The 16,583-nt window shown below is 39.2% G+C and carries 7 protein-coding genes and 1 tRNA gene; 5 read left to right on the forward strand and 3 right to left on the reverse strand.

All coding sequences use genetic code 11. The features are described 5' to 3' along the window. Positions 1 to 881 precede the first annotated feature (881 nt). Together D1093_RS01710 and D1093_RS01715 are read right to left on the reverse strand one after the other, a co-directional pair. A tRNA-Ala gene (locus tag D1093_RS01710) sits at positions 882 to 957 on the reverse strand. A 109-nt stretch (positions 958 to 1,066) separates the two neighbouring features. After that, complete coding sequence (locus D1093_RS01715) at positions 1,067 to 1,447, reverse strand: TIGR02300 family protein (protein ID WP_012230400.1); 381 nt, start codon at positions 1,445 to 1,447, stop codon at positions 1,067 to 1,069. Positions 1,448 to 1,633: 186 nt separating this feature from the next. On the opposite strand from D1093_RS01715, the gene aroA reads away from it, so the two are divergent. The 5 genes from aroA (at position 1,634) to pncB (ending at position 15,680) form a co-directional block, all read left to right on the forward strand. Further along, positions 1,634 to 2,962 (forward strand): 3-phosphoshikimate 1-carboxyvinyltransferase, encoded by a 1,329-nt coding sequence (gene aroA, locus D1093_RS01720; protein WP_120100265.1) that lies wholly within the window; start codon positions 1,634 to 1,636, stop codon positions 2,960 to 2,962. Next, entirely contained in the window at positions 2,959 to 3,606 is a 648-nt protein-coding gene (gene cmk / locus D1093_RS01725; RefSeq protein ID WP_120100267.1) for a (d)CMP kinase, read from the forward strand. Before aroA ends, cmk begins: the two co-directional genes overlap by 4 nt. Before the next feature lie 133 nt (positions 3,607 to 3,739). Continuing rightward, positions 3,740 to 5,440, forward strand: coding sequence for a 30S ribosomal protein S1 (rpsA, locus tag D1093_RS01730; RefSeq protein WP_120100269.1), 1,701 nt, complete (start codon positions 3,740 to 3,742; stop codon positions 5,438 to 5,440). Positions 5,441 to 5,673: 233 nt separating this feature from the next. After that, the gene (locus D1093_RS01735; protein WP_120100271.1) at positions 5,674 to 14,250 is read left to right on the forward strand and encodes a glycoside hydrolase family 94 protein; all 8,577 of its coding nucleotides are present in this window, start codon (positions 5,674 to 5,676) and stop codon (positions 14,248 to 14,250) included. A gap of 125 nt (positions 14,251 to 14,375) precedes the next feature. Beyond that, complete coding sequence (gene pncB / locus D1093_RS01740; RefSeq protein ID WP_120100272.1) at positions 14,376 to 15,680, forward strand: nicotinate phosphoribosyltransferase; 1,305 nt, start codon at positions 14,376 to 14,378, stop codon at positions 15,678 to 15,680. Between the two features lie 455 nt (positions 15,681 to 16,135). Here pncB and D1093_RS01745 read toward each other — a convergent pair whose 3' ends face one another. Then, positions 16,136 to 16,522, reverse strand: a complete 387-nt coding sequence (locus D1093_RS01745) for a YbaN family protein (protein WP_120100274.1) — start codon at positions 16,520 to 16,522, stop codon at positions 16,136 to 16,138. Between the last annotated feature and the right edge of the window lie 61 nt (positions 16,523 to 16,583).

Raw genomic sequence — 16,583 nt, forward strand, 5'->3', positions numbered from 1 at the left:
AATGCATTAAACGAAAGAGCATCGTTTCATAAAAAATTTGCTTTGTATAAAGGAGGTGCTACAGCCCTCAAAAGGACTAATGAATAGTCTTTAATACTATATAGTCTGTGATATTAATGAAGTCTGTCCATTCATCTTGCCTGTCCATCTTAATTGAAAAAAGTCATCCTGTTGTAGGATTCTATCGTTTAGGAGGGAAAGGTATACACAGCTTTATATATAATGAATATTCAGGGTAAGATTTGTCTTTAGCACTTATGAAGTAACACGCCAGCCTCCAATATTGTGATAGCGTCACTTTTTCTCTTATACTCCGACTTTACTCACAATATGCCAAGAAAACGATTTTAACTGATTCAATATGTGCGGAGTTATGATAAGAGAAGCTTACACTGTTTGGAATTATTATTTTATGTAGTAGATAATTTATCATGATAAACCAATATGTTTTTTTAATGTTAACATACCTTAGAAATGAGTTGGTGAAGGGTACTTAAAGGGGGATAATTTTTTTAAATTAAGAGGACATTTGATAAAGTTAAAAACACCCAAGTTCTGATTCACAATAATTGAGAAGTATATCTTGTTCCCGAGTCTTTATTGAAGTAGTTCGCACCTTTTAAAAAGATATCCATAATCAATATATTATGATTTTGTGGAAATATTGTAACGGAGGGGGGATTCGAATTTTGTTCTTTAAAGAAAAGCTTATATTAAAGGCTTATTTTTCATTGTCATGAAAGTAAAACTTTACAATCCAACAAATGATTAAAAGTGCACTATGATAGCGTTGAAACACAAACAGTCCGCTGTTAGACTAAAGCTTACAAAGCACAAAAATTTTCCAGATTGATTTCTCTTGATAGAAAAGCTGGTCCTTTTGGTGGAGCTAAGCGGGATCGAACCGCTGACCTCTTGCATGCCATGCAAGCGCTCTCCCAGCTGAGCTATAGCCCCTATAAAAACAAATTTCTCCCAAAAGGACAGTCTATAATTTCAACTTTTCTAAAACGAGAAAAATTGAAGATCAAGAAAAATTTGCATTCAACGGAAAAGATGCCTTCTTTTAAGCATCGTCATCATTAGAAACGCCGCCTCCAAGAATATCGGTAACGTCATCCTCCTCATCGTCATCATCGTGAGATAAAAATGTATCATCGTCATCACCGAGATCGACATCACTGTCTTCCAAATCAGGAAGATCGTCATCTTTAGAACCGTCATCATCCTCTTCAAGAAGCATAAAAGCAGACTTTTCAAGTGCTGTATCAAGCTCTTCAGTATCCACTTCTTCTTCATTATTTGCTTCAGCTGCTGCAACTTCAAAATAAGAACGCGGATAAGAGATTCCTGTATAAGGTGACACAATAGGGTCGCGATTTAGATCGTAAAATTTTTTTCCTGTTTCTGGATCAACACGTTTCGTTCCAAGTTCCTGTTTTGCCATAAACCGTGCCTCTTTGATTCATTTTATTCCATTAAAAGATAAATTTCATGGTGCTTAATCGAAAAATAATGCCTTTGTCAAAGATAAATAAACTGTTCCACGTAGATTTTTTCATGACGCCCTTTAAAGCATGTGCTAAAGAATGCATAATTTCATACAATTTAGATAGAATTAAATAGAATTTCCATGCAAAAAGCAATCCCTATAACTGCCTATAAATCGAGTAGTCTCTCTGGAAAAATTCGAATACCAGGAGATAAGTCAATCTCCCACCGCTCTCTCATATTGGGAGGGTTAGCAAATGGTGAAACATATATCCATGGATTACTTGAAAGCACTGATGTGCTCAATACAGCTGCTGCTATGCAGGCTATGGGTGCTTGTATAATTAAGAAAGATGACTGTTGGATCGTACGAGGAACAGGGAATGGTTGCCTCTTAGCCGCACAAAAACCTTTAGACTTTGGAAACGCAGGAACAGGTGCTCGTTTGATTATGGGAATGGTTGGGCCCTATCATATGAAAACAACTTTTATGGGTGATGCTTCTCTCTCTAAACGTCCTATGGGACGTATCCTCGACCCCTTACGTCTTATGGGGGTGGAAATTGAGGCAACAGATGGCGATCACCTTCCTTTAACGCTTTATGGTCCCAAAATGGCTAATCCGATTCGCTACCGTGTTCCAATAGCTTCCGCCCAAGTTAAATCGGCAGTTCTCCTTGCTGGACTGAATACCGCTGGCATTACAACGGTTATTGAACCGGTTCTCACACGTGATCATACGGAAAAAATGTTAAAAGCATTCGGTGCTCAACTTGAAATAGAAAGAGATAAAGAAGGTGCGCATTTGATTCATCTTAATGGTTTCCCCCATCTTACTGGACAAACGATTCATATTCCCGGAGATCCTTCTTCTGCTGCTTTTCCAATGGTTGCAGCCCTTCTTGTAGAAGATTCTGATATCACTATTGAAAATGTTTTGATAAACAATTCTCGAATAGGACTTATCGAAACATTGTGGGAAATGGGCGCACAAATTGAATTTTTGAATCAACGCCAAACAGGTGGAGAAGATGTTGCCGATCTACGGATAAAATCATCGATCTTAAAAGGTGTTACTGTGCCGAAGGAACGTGCTCCATCGATGATTGATGAATATCCTGCTTTGGCGGTTGCGGCGGCCTTTGCAGAAGGCAAAACAGTGATGCTAGGAATTGAAGAATTGCGTGTTAAAGAATCAGATCGGCTGTCTGCTGTTGCTCAAGGATTAAAAATTAATTGCGTAGACTGTGAAGAAGGTCAAGATTTTCTCGTTGTTTATGGGAAAAGTTCTGCTAAAGGTTTGGGGGGTGGACATGTTACCACACATCTTGATCACCGAATTGCTATGTGCTTTCTCATTTTTGGGCTTGTATCAGAAAAACCTGTTACCATTGATGATAAACGAATGATTGCTACGAGTTTTCCGGAATTTATTCCTTTTATAAAACAACTTGGGGGAAAAATCGCTTGAAGCCTTTTGTTATTGCCATTGATGGACCTGCTGCCTCAGGCAAAGGAACCTTAGCTCGCAAAATTGCTGCACATTATCATCTTCATCATTTGGATACAGGGCTTACTTATCGTGGTGTTGCTCATGCGCTTTTACAACAAAAATTGGCTCTTAATGATGAAAAAAATGCTATCATTTGTGCTAATGAACTTGATTTTAATAGCTTAAATCCTGCTCTCCTTTCTTCTCATGAACTTGGTGAAGTGGCTTCAAAAATAGCGATTAACCCTGCTGTACGCAAAATTCTTGTCGAAAAACAACGTAATTTTGCCAAAACTTTACCTGGAAGCGTACTCGATGGGCGAGATATTGGCACCATCGTTTGCCCTGATGCTGATATCAAGTTTTATATTCTAGCTAATGTTCAAACACGTGCTAAACGTCGTTACCAAGAAATTTTAGAAAAAGGGGGGCAAGCAAATTATCATGAAATACTTAGCGATCTTGAACAGCGAGACAGCCGCGATATAACGCGCAAACAAAGCCCCCTAAAACCGGCAAAAAACGCCCACTTGCTTGATACGTCAGAATTGAGTATAGAGGCAACATTTGCAATTGCATGTACTTTTATTGATCCAATCATAAAAATGCATATAATTGGATAAATTCATCAAGGCGGCTCCCAGCCTAGCGCTAACTTTTCTTCCTTTATTCAAGGAAAAAGGCTAAGGGGCTGCCCATGTTAACACTAACCTAGCGCTCATACCTTATAATGCAAGGTATATATTAGGAGTTCTTATGTCACAATACAATCCCACAACAGCGGATTTTGAAGCCCTTTTAACAGAATCTTTTCAAACCAATGATCTTAATGAAGGATCTGTTGTTAAAGGTCGTGTTATTGCAATCGAAAAAGACATGGCCATTATTGATGCTGGACTTAAAGTCGAAGGACGTATTCCTCTCAAAGAATTTGGAGCTAAAGCAAAAGATGGTTCTTTGCAAGTTGGCGATGAAGTTGAGGTTTATATTGAACGCATTGAAAATGCGATGGGTGAAGCTGTTTTATCGCGTGAAAAAGCACGGCGCGAAGAAAGTTGGGTCCGTTTAGAGGAAAAGTTCAATGCTGGTGCGCGTGTTGAGGGCGTTATCTTTAGCCAAGTAAAAGGTGGTTTCACAGTTGATCTTGATGGAGCGGTTGCTTTTTTGCCGCGCAGTCAAGTTGATATTCGTCCCATTCGTGATGTTTCACCTCTCATGCATAATGCACAATCTTTTGAAATTTTGAAGATGGATCGTCGTCGTGGCAATATTGTGGTCTCACGTCGTACTGTCTTAGAAGAAAGTCGCGCTGAGCAACGTTCAGAAATTGTACAAAATCTTGAAGAAAACCAAATCGTTGAAGGTGTGGTGAAAAATATTACAGATTATGGTGCCTTTGTTGACCTTGGTGGGATTGATGGTCTCTTACACGTTACAGATATGGCATGGCGGCGTGTAAACCACCCATCTGAAGTGCTTACAATTGGTCAAACGATTAAAGTTCAGATTATTCGCATTAATCAAGATACGCATCGTATTTCTCTTGGAATGAAACAGCTTGAAAGTGATCCTTGGGAAAGCATCAGTGTCCGCTATCCGATTGGTAAAAAAATTACGGGTGCTGTGACCAACATTACGGATTACGGTGGTTTTGTTGAAATTGAACCAGGGATTGAAGGATTGATCCATGTTTCCGAAATGAGCTGGACAAAGAAAAATGTTCATCCTGGAAAAATTCTATCTACATCACAAGAGGTAGAAGTAGTTGTTCTTGAAATTGATCCTTCTAAACGGCGTATTTCTCTTGGCTTAAAGCAAACATTTGAAAATCCATGGGAAGCTTTTGCCAATAAATTTCCTGTCAATTCACAAATTGAGGGAGAGGTTAAAAATAAAACAGAATTTGGTTTGTTTATTGGGCTTGAAGGCGATGTTGACGGTATGGTTCATCTCTCTGATCTTGATTGGAACCGTCCTGGTGAACAAGTCATTGATACTTACAATAAAGGCGACATCGTTAAAGCTGTGGTTTTGGATGTTGACATTGAAAAAGAGCGTATCTCTCTTGGAATTAAGCAGCTTTCCAGCGATAAAGTTGGAGAAGCAGCCGCTTCTGGCGAATTACGCAAAGGGGCTGTTGTAACCTGTGAAGTGGTTGCTGTTAACGACAATGACATTAATGTGAAATTGATTGACCACAACCTTGAGACAACCATTCGGCGTGCTGATCTCGCGCGTGATCGTGATGAACAACGGCCTGAACGTTTTGCAATTGGGCAAAAGGTTGATGCGCGCATCACAGCGTTTGATAAAAAAACACGTAAAATTTCAGTATCAATCAAAGCATTAGAAATTGCAGAGGAAAAAGAAGCTGTTGCCCAATATGGTTCTACAGATTCAGGGGCTTCTCTTGGCGATATTCTCGGTGCAGCTTTGAAAAAACAAGAACAAGATTAATCATCAATCATTAACATTGATGGTGTTATGAAGGTCACTCTCTAAAATGAGTGACCTTTTTATTTACTAAAAAAATTATTTTCTTATTTTTTAATTATTGCATTAAAAATTATTATAACTACTTGCAAATCAAAACAATAAAGTTTGTTTTTTGTTTATCAACGGTTCACTATTCAGATAAAATGCTTACAATTTAAATAAAAAGCGATGTAATTGAATAATAATGGGACATTATGGCGTGTACAATACCTTTCATAAAGTACTTTTTTTCTCAAAAGAAGAGAAAAGACCATTTTATTAATAGTGATTTCCCTCTTCGTGCAATTTATAAAGTACAGGAAGATCTTTATGACCTAGGGCATGATATAGCTTCTGGAAAAGAAATTTTACTCCCTGAATATGAAGGAGTAGAAGATTTTCGCAGGAGATTGAATGAAAATGCTAAACTTATCCTTCATGCCTTTTATACCAGTGATTTTGCTGCCCGAAATGATGAAACAATTGCGCCGTCTGCGCAATGGCTCATTGATAATCATTACACCATTGATAAAACCATACAACAACTACGCCGTAACTTTCCCAAGTCCTTCATAAAGCAACTTCCTCTTTCACCACAAAAAGCAGGAATACCACGCATTTTTGCTTTAACTTGGCTTTATATTGCGCATACCGATAGCAGCTTTTCACAAGAAACACTCACGGCTATGATCAATGGGTTTCAAGAAGTTTGTGCGCTCACAATTGGTGAATTATGGGCTCTTCCTTCAGTTATGCAAATGCTACTCATTGAAAATGTTCGTCGTCTTTCAGTGCGTATCGAAAAAGCGCGCCAGATGCGCCATCTTGCGAGTCAAGTAGCTGATAAAATTTCTCTTGTAGAAAATAAAACAAATCTAAACTCTCTTTTTACGCAATACAAATCATTTACTGCTGACCCAACTTTTTCAGCACATTTATTCTATCGTCTGCGCAGTGCATCTATCGATTCAAACGTAGCGTTAACTTGGCTTGAAAAGCAATTAGAAAGTCAAGGCAGTAACTTAGAAAGTGCAACAGCCGATGAGTATACCCGACAAGCGGCAGATGGTGTGACCATGGGTAATATTATCTGTGCTCTTAAAGCGATAGATGATGTTGATTGGACCGTATGGTTTGAAACAGTGAGTTGTGTCGATGCTATTTTGCGTAAAAAAAGTGATTTTTCTGAAATTGATTCCCATTCACGCAGTATTTATCGACAAGTCATTGAAAAAATTTCACGCTTTTCGTCTCTTAGTGAGCTGGAAGTTGCACACAAATCTGTAGAAATGGCAAATCCCATTTTTGAAGATATGCCTCATTATTCCTCTGTTGGGTGGTATCTTGTTGGTGATGGTCGTGGCATATTTGAAAAGGCTTGTGGATATACGCCGCCTTTTCTCATAAAATGGGCACGCGCTTTTTATAGCTTAAAACTGAGAGTCATTGCTATTCCTGTCTCTTTTCTGACGCTTGCTTTTTTGCTTGCAATCTATACCGTTTTCCAAATATCTGGCATGACACTATGGATGTCCCTTTTCTTTACTGTATTGGCGCTTTTTCCTGCTATGGATGCGGCTTTTTCCTTCTTTAATACAGTTGTTTCGTGGTTTGTTCCATCAAGACAGCTCATTGGTTATGAATATAAAGAAGGTATTCCAAAACATGCACGGACAATGGTTGTTGTACCTACTTTGATGACATCACGCGATGATATTGATGCGCACGTGCACAATCTTGAAGTACACTATCTTTCCAATCCTAAAGGTGCGGTCCATTTTGCACTCATTACAGATTGGGTAGATGCTTCCTTAAGAGAAACGCAAGATGATCTTGATTTGTTTCGCTATGCGCAAAAGGGCATTGATAAACTCAATGCTCGTTATCATCGTGATGAACTTCCTGTTTTTTTCCTTTTACATCGCCGACGCCTTTATAATAGCGGTGAAAAATGTTGGATGGGATGGGAGCGAAAGCGGGGAAAACTTCATGAACTCAATCGGCTTTTAAGAGGCGATAAAAATACGAGTTTTTACTCTCCTGATCCAAATCTTCCGATGGATTGTCGTTTTGTTATGACACTGGATTGTGATACACGTCTTACCCCTGAAAGTGTCACAAAACTTGTTGGAAAGCTTAATCATCCACTCAATCATCCCATTTTTGATCCGCAAAGTGGAAAGGTTGTCAAAGGCTATAGCGTTTTGCAGCCACGCATTATTCCGTCTCTGACAACAGGAAAAAAAACATCAATTTTCCAACGGGTTTTTTCGACCAGCCGTGGTATTGATCCTTATGTTTTTGCTGTTTCTGATACTTATCAAGATCTGTTAGGAGAAGGTACTTTTATCGGTAAAGGTCTTTATAATATTGATGCATTTGAACAAGCACTTGACGGCAAAGTTAAAGAAAATACTGTTCTCAGTCATGATCTCTTAGAAGGAGGATATGCCCGTACTGCTCTGGTCAGTAGCATCACAGTCATTGAGGACTACCCAACGGCTTATAATATTGATGTTATGCGTTATCATCGCTGGATTCGTGGTGATTGGCAACTCTTTCCCTATCTTTTTTGTTCCCGTCAAATAAGCTCCGTGACGCGTTGGAAAATGCAGGATAATTTGCGTCGTTCTCTTACACCACTCATGTGGTTAGTTGCAGCGTTTGCAGGATGGGCTCTTTTGCCATTAAAGAGTGCAATCGTCTGGCAGATATTTTTGTTGCTTAGCACCTTTATTGCTCCCATTTTATGTGTATTAAAAACGTTTTTTTCATCCAATATAGATCATTCTTTGCGCGGACATGTTCAATTAATTTGGAATAAAACTGCTCTTACAGGCGCTGATATATTTCTTAAGACGACTTTTCTTGCTCATTCGGCGTATTTTATGACAGATGCGATTATTCGTACACTCTATCGTATGACGATTTCAAGACAGCATCTTCTTGAATGGAAAACCTCTGCCGCAACAAAATCAATGTCCAATAGTTTGCGTTTCTATGTTTTTACAATGGCACCAGCATCACTTATTGGTGCTCTTGCCCTAACGCTCCCTCTTTTTTTTGATAGTTTTGCAAGCTTTATTGCTTTGCCTTTTGGGATAGCATGGTTTTTTTCACCTTTCATTGCTTGGGTTGTAAGTCGACCTTCAACATTTCAAGATAGCCTTGACCTTTCTTCAAAAGATGAAAAAATCCTCCGCTCTATTGCACGGCAGACATGGCTTTATTATGCCACCTTTGTCAATGCACAAAACAATTATTTGCCTCCTGATAATTTTCAAGAAGACCCTGAACCTCTTGTTGCTCAACGTACATCCCCTACGAATATCGGGGTTTATCTCCTGTCTATTATTGCAGCACGTGATTTTGGCTGGATTGGTTTTGAAGAAACAATTACCCGTATTGAATGTACATTACGCTCTCTTGCAAAAATGGAAAAGTTCCATGGTCATCTCTATAATTGGTATGCAACGGATACACTCAGACCTCTTTTGCCCACTTATGTCTCAACCGTTGATTCAGGAAATCTTGCTGGTCATTTGGTAACACTCTCTTCTGCCTTAAGGGAATGGGCTGAAAAACCGCATCTTCTTTTTCAAAGTGATCGAGAAGGCTTATCGGATGTTCTTGCTATTCTTGAAGAAACGGTTAAAGAAATTCCAGATCATCAACCAAGTCTACGCGCTTTACGCCACAGAATTGAAGAAAATATCGCTCGTTTTCATCATTCAGTCCGTACTTTTGTCGAACAAGAAAATACGCTCTCTTCTCACATCAGCGATCTTTCACGTACAGCCCACGATATTGAACGCTTAATTGATGAACTTGACCAAAAAATTCAAACGCTAGAATCTGCGCGTGCGCTTTCTTGGGTTAAATGCCTTATCGAAACTTGCGATGCTCATCATCATGATGCAACGGTTCATTATGATCCTGAAAAATTATGCAGAAAACTAAACAGGTTAGCTATAGCGGCAAGACAAATAGCCTTTGATATGAAATTTGACTTTTTAGAACAACCTAAACGGCATCTCTTATCCATTGGGTATCGTGTTCAAGAAAACAAACTCGATGAAAATTGTTATGATCTCCTTGCTTCAGAGGCACGTCTTGCAAGTTTTTTTGCCATCGCAAAAGGCGATATAAAACTTAAACATTGGTTTCATCTTGGTCGACTCCTCGTTCCCATAGGGTGGAAAGGTGCTCTTTTATCATGGTCTGGATCCATGTTCGAATATCTTATGCCATCTCTTGTGATGCACGAACCTTTAGGATCTCTCTTAGATCAAACCAATCGATTGATTATTCGTTGTCAAATACAATATGCCCATACACGGGAATTGCCATGGGGTATTTCAGAGGCCGCATTTAATGCTCGTGATCATTTAATGAATTACCAATATGCTCATTTTGGTGTTCCAAGCCTCGGACTCCAACGGGGTCTTTCACGCAATGCTGTCATTGCTCCTTATGCTAGCTTTCTTGCAGCACAATATGTGCCTCACAAAGCTGTAACCAATTTAAAACGACTCCGTGATCTTGGAGCTTTAGGAACATATGGTTATTATGACTCTATTGACTTTACTCCTTCACGCGTAAAAACAGGGGAAAAATATGCTATTGTGCGCAATTATTATGCGCATCATCATGGCATGTCTATCCTTGCTCTTAACAATGTTATTTTTCAAGGGCGAATGCGTGATCGTTTCCACCGTGATCCCGTTGTGGAAGCAACGCAATTGCTTTTACAAGAACGTGCTGCCCATCTTATTCCTATGATTCACACCAAAGCTATTAATCGTATGCGCAATAAATCTCAAGCATTGGATGCCGCCCCTTTGCGCATTATTACGAACCCGCTGCTTAAACCACGGGAAACGTTGCTTTTATCTCATGGCTTTTATTCGACCATGTTAACAGCGAATGGTTCTGGCTATAGCCGTTGGCACGATTATGCGATTACGCGCTTTATTCCTGATACAACAGAAGATCAGCAAGGGATTTTATTCTTCCTACGCAATATACATAGTGGACGGTGGTGGTCTGTGACCAGTGAACCAACACGCGTTATTGAAGAAGAAGCCGTCAGCATTTTTACGGATGAAAAGGCTGAATATACGAAAATGGTTGATGGTATCAAATCAACCCTTGAATGTCTTATTATCTCTGAAGGGTGTGGTGAAGGTAGACGTATTCAACTGATGAATACAACAAATAAAGACTGTCTTATTGAAGTAACCTCGTATGGTGAACTAGCGCTTGCAACAATGGATATGGACCAAGCTCATCCTGTTTTTTCACGGATGTTTATAGAGACGGAAATTGCTGAGGAAGGCAAAGCAATTTTTGCCAAAAGGCGCAAACGCGCACCTAATGATCCTGAAATTTATATTGCTCATTTTGTTTCCAGTACAACAGATACTCTCCAAGAAACAGAAGCTGAAACGGATCGCTCCTTGTTTATTGGTCGGGGGCGATCCATTCATCGACCCGCTGCATTTGACCAAAATGCTCATTTTAGTAACAGTCAAGGTTGTGTTCTTGATCCTATTATGTCATTGCGATGCCGTATAAAAATTCCAGCCCATGGAAAAGCAGAACTTATTTTTTGGACTTTTGCTGCTCATACAAAAGAAGCATTGCATCATCATATGAAACATTATCGACAACCTGATATGTTTCAAAAAGAACTTTCAATGGCATGGACACGCTCACAAGTTGCACTGTATCAGAGCGGAACCTCGCTTAAAGAAGCGATTGTCTATCAAAAATATGCAACGCCGCTTATCTATCTTGATCGAACATGGCGTCTTCCTTCTGAAATATTAGCAAAAACACTTGGAAAACAGTCTGATCTTTGGCCCATGTCCATTTCAGGAGACAATCCACTCTGTCTTCTTAGATTAAATAACGAGGGAAATATAACTGTGCTGCGTGAGCTCCTTAAAGCACATGAATATTGGCGTATGCGGGGGCTCATTGTTGATTTAGTTATTCTCAATGAACAAGCATTTTCCTATATACAAAATACACAACGCGCTCTTGAATGGGTATGCGAATCTTATCGATATCACACGCAAGAAACAGATGTACGCCAACATATTTTTACGCTTCGGCGTGATCAAATGAGTGAGCAAAGTTTTAAAACGCTTCTTGCATCCGCACGCATGATTCTTGATGCCGAAAATGGCTCTTTATCTGAACAGCTTAAACGGCTTGATGAGAATGATTTTGATTTTTCAATTCGTAAAAATGATCAGGGACCTCATGATCAATTAGACCTCCCAAAATATAACAAAGGAAGGCAAATTATAACACAAACTGAACAGAATATTCTTGCTTCCATTGGTCTTGCGAGCCAACAAAAACCATCTTCTCCCCCCACGATTGGAAAAGATCTAAAATATTGGAATGGTTATGGTGGTTTTAATCAGCATAATCATTATATCATACGTCTTCATGGACACACCACCACACCGCATCCGTGGATTAACGTCATTGCTCATCATGGATTTGGTTTTCATGTTTCTGCTGAAGGTGCAATTTTTACTTGGGCTTACAATAGTCGCGATTATCAATTAACCCCTTGGGCGAATGATCCAACGTCTAACCGGCCAGGCGAAGCACTTTATCTGGTCGATCGCCAGTCTTTAAAACGTTTCTCACCTGTTTCTGCTGTAGAATGTGATGAAAATGTTATCTATGAGGCTTGTCATGGTTTTGGATTCTCAACTTTTAAATCGACACATTCAGAAATTGCATTAGAACTGACCCATATACTCGATCCAGAGAAACCTGTTCGCTTTTCACGTCTTATCCTCACGAATGAAGGGGAAAAACCACGCAGTTTACGCCTTTATAATTATGTTGAGTGGGTTTTAGGCAATATCCGTACAAAATATGCTCCCTTCATTGTTCCCTCTTATGAGGCTAAAAGAGGGGTACATTTCATTGAAAATCCTTATCACATTGAAAAATCTCAACAAGTTACATTTTTATCAGCATCTAAAATGCCAACCAGCACCACAACCAATCGCAGCGAATTTATTGGTGCAACAGGAACGGTAACACATCCAAACGCAATCCGTAAAGCCAGCGCACTTTCCAATACCATTGAAGCAGGATGTGACCCTTGTTCAGCATTTTCTTATGATATTGATCTTCAACCAGGGCAAACAAAAGAAATCATCTTTTATCTTGGCAGCGCTGAAAATAGAAAAGAAGCTGAAAAATTACTTAATCAAGTACGTGCAAGTGATTTTGAAATTTTGCTCAAAAAACAAAAACACTATTGGAGTGATTTTGTTTCCCCACTTCAAGTAAAAACACCGGACCCCTCTTTCGATATTATGGTCAACCATTGGCTTCCCTATCAAATTTATGCATGCCGCATCATGGCGCGCGCTGCCTTTTATCAAGCAAGTGGAGCATTTGGTTTCCGTGACCAGTTACAAGATAGTTTGTCTTTGTTATTGCTGAAACCACAATTAGCCCATGAACAATTGTTAAACGCAGCTGCGCATCAATTTCTTGAAGGGGATGTGCAACATTGGTGGTTGCCTGATACAAATGCCGGTGTTCGCACACACATTTCTGATGATATCGTTTGGCTTGCTTATGCAACAGCTTTTTATGTCAATACCACTGGCGATGATGCTTTTCTTGATACGCTCGTTCCTTTTATTGAAGGCGATGTTCTCAAAAGTGGGCAACAGGATGCTTATTTTAAACCCACTCAATCCTCAAAGGTTGCAACAGTTTATGAACATTGTGCTTTAGCTTTAGATCTTGCCATTAAACGCTGTGGACCTCACGGTTTTCCTCTTATTTTAGGTGGCGATTGGAATGATGGCATGAATTTTGTAGGTAGCCAAGGAAAAGGCGAAAGCACTTGGTTAGGATGGTTTCTTGGGAGCACACTAAAAGCATTTATTCCTTTGGCCAAAAAACGTGGTGACAACAGCCATATGCAAATATGGAGTACGTACCTTGAACGTTTGAAAAAATCTCTAGAAAAAAATGCTTGGGATGGTGCTTGGTATCGACGTGGTTATTTTGATGATGGGACGCCTCTTGGCTCTCAAATCAATGATGAATGCCAAATTGATACCATTGCTCAATCTTGGGCTGTCATTTCTCAAATGGCACCGCTTGAGCGCCAAAAACAAGCTATGGCTTCAATGCTTGAATATCTCTATGATAAACGAGGAAAACTTCTACGTCTTTTCTGGCCACCTTTTGATAAAAGTACACTCGAGCCCGGTTATATAAAAGGTTATCCCCCTGGCATTCGAGAAAATGGTGGTCAATACACCCATGGCGCTATTTGGAGCATTTTAGCGCTTGCACAAATAGATGAAAGCGATCAAGCTTACCGTTTATTTTCTGCGATTAATCCAATTACCCATGGACAAAATCCTGAAACCTATCGTGTTGAACCTTATGTGATGGCCGCAGATATTTATGCTGTTGAACCACGGTGTGGTCAAGGTGGTTGGACATGGTATACAGGTTCAGCTGGGTGGTTTTATCATGCTGCAACACAAGCTATCCTTGGAATAAAGCGCCAAGGAGATCGATTGTTTTTACATCCACACTTGCCTTCCTTCTGGCCTGAATATGAAGCAAAAATGAAATTTTATGAAGCTGTTTATATTCTTAAAGTAAAATGGGGATCTGAAAATATATTCAGAGTTAATGGAAAAGAATATGCTCATGTTCAAACAGGAATAAAGTTAGAAAAAACCGGAAAACATGAAATCATACGCATACTTAAATCCTCAAAATAGAAAAACTCAAGGGCTTTTTTATTCTTGCTCAAAATCTTAGAGTTGTTATAGTTCCTCTCATTCCTATATGGACCTTGTTGGAGCACAATAATTTTAAATTCTATGAGATTGAAAGAAAGAGGATTATGAATCATCCAGACATCGCAAGGCGTGTTTATAATCATACCTGGAAACTTGATCCCATTATTCGTTCACTTCTTGATACGGATTTTTATAAGCTTCTTATGGTACAGATGATTTGGGGGCTTTATCCCACTGTCAATGTTACTTTTTCCCTCATAAACCGTACAAAAACAATACGTCTTGCCGATGATATTGATGAGAGTGAATTGCGAGCTCAACTTGATCACGCTCTTAGTCTGCGTTTTACGAAAAAAGAAATGATCTGGCTTGCTGGTAATACATTTTATGGACGCAAACAAATTTTTGAACCGGATTTTCTTCAGTGGCTTGAGAATTTTCAACTCCCAGAATACGAGCTCGCCCGCAAAGATGGCCAATATATTCTTCATTTTCATGGATCATGGGCTCATAGCTCTATGTGGGAAATTCCAGCCCTTGCTATCATCAGTGAATTACGTTCACGCGCTGCACTCAAAAAACTAGACCGCTTTGCTCTTGATGTACTTTATGCACGTGCTAAAGCAAAAATGTGGCGTAAAGTTGAACGCCTTAAAAAATTGCCTGATATTAAAATATCTGACTTTGGGACAAGACGCCGCCATTCTTTTTTATGGCAGCGTTGGTGTGTTGAAGCTTTAAAAGAAGGCATTGGTGATTCTTTTACAGGAACTTCTAATGTCCTTCTCGCCATGGATACAGATTTAGAGGCTCTTGGAACCAATGCGCATGAATTGCCTATGGTCATTGCTGCTCTCAGCAACAACGATGATGAATTACGCAGAGCTCCGTATCAAGTTTTGCAAGATTGGAACCGTTATTATGGTGGAAATCTTCTCATTGTTTTACCTGATACCTTTGGTACAGAAGCATTTTTATGCGATGCCCCAGATTGGGTAGCAGATTGGACGGGCTTTAGACCGGATAGTGCCCCCCCTATAGAAGGTGGAGAACGTATTATTCAATGGTGGAAAGAAAAAGGACAAGATCCACGTGAAAAACTTTTAATTTTTTCTGATGCACTTGATGTCGATACAATTGAAAAAGCCTATCATCATTTCCATGGAAAAGTGCGCATGAGTTTTGGATGGGGCACTGATCTTACCAATGACTTTACAGGTTGTGCCCCTCAAGAAATCGCAACCCTTGATGCTCTTTCCCTTGTTTGTAAGGTGACTCATGCCAATGGTCGACCAGCCGTAAAACTTTCAGATAATCCTGAGAAGACGATCGGTGATTCAAAAGAAATACAACGTTATCTCAATTTTTTTAGCAATAAACAGCGCGTTTCTAGACCTGTCAAGATGTAGTTTTGGTCTCTTTAAACAAATATATTGACTCATCCTATTAGTTCTATAAAGCTAACCTTTTTCTTAATCCTTGCAGGTCTGTAAATCGTTCGGTTTCTTGTCGAGCGGATTCCGCCTGGCTTTTCACATAGGCAATTTACTTACATAAGGTTCGATAAACAAAAATATGCACGAGGCACTTAAAAAGGCTTAACATGCCAAGAAAGTTTAGCGAAATTTACATGCTTTACAAAAATAAAGCCTTTTAATGAATGTAATTTATCATCTTTTACAAAGTAACTTTTTAAGAGCTTTAAGGGGGGTGTACATAATTTTCTTTGCTTTTAAAAAAGCTTGTTATTTCATATGTATTTTGAATAGGGAGATGTTATATCTAATAAAACTTAAGGGGAAAGATTCTCTCATCATTCTAACAAATAAGTCAAAAAGAGCATCTCATAAAGTTTTTTATGTCATTATGAAGATGGACGTGTCACGATATAAACAGCAATCAACAATAATATAACGGCAACGAGTAAAAAAATCCATAAAGGAGGGTGTACCATCACGAAAAAGGATAATCCCCCCCCTGTCATACTTATTACTGCAAAAATTTTAACAAATGGAGAGATAGCTCTTCTTTCTTCCCATTGTTTAAGAGGGGGACCGAAAATACGATGATTATTCAGCCACTGATGAAAACGTGGAGAAGAACGTGTAAAACACCATGAGGCAATCAACAAAAAAGGCATCGTCGGCATAATAGGTAATACCACACCGATAATGCCTAATATAACCATTACCCAACCTGCTATATAATAGCAGAGGCGTAAAGGATGTGATATCTTGAAATATTTCTTCATTCTCTCGTATTATTTTCCTCCACGTAAAATTTTATACAAAAAATAGTATCTGTTGCACTGT

The sequence above is a fragment of the Bartonella kosoyi genome, from assembly GCF_003606325.2.
Lineage (GTDB): Bacteria > Pseudomonadota > Alphaproteobacteria > Rhizobiales > Rhizobiaceae > Bartonella > Bartonella kosoyi.

Excerpts from the sequence above, each read along its gene's own strand:
- D1093_RS01715 (WP_012230400.1), bottom strand. The coding sequence starts at position 1,447 with ATGGCAAAACAGGAACTTGGAACGAAACGTGTTGATCCAGAAACAGGA.
- aroA (WP_120100265.1), top strand. The coding sequence starts at position 1,634 with ATGCAAAAAGCAATCCCTATAACTGCCTATAAATCGAGTAGTCTCTCT.
- rpsA (WP_120100269.1), top strand. The coding sequence starts at position 3,740 with ATGTCACAATACAATCCCACAACAGCGGATTTTGAAGCCCTTTTAACA.
- D1093_RS01735 (WP_120100271.1), top strand. The coding sequence starts at position 5,674 with ATGGCGTGTACAATACCTTTCATAAAGTACTTTTTTTCTCAAAAGAAG.
- pncB (WP_120100272.1), top strand. The coding sequence starts at position 14,376 with ATGAATCATCCAGACATCGCAAGGCGTGTTTATAATCATACCTGGAAA.
- D1093_RS01745 (WP_120100274.1), bottom strand. The coding sequence starts at position 16,522 with ATGAAGAAATATTTCAAGATATCACATCCTTTACGCCTCTGCTATTAT.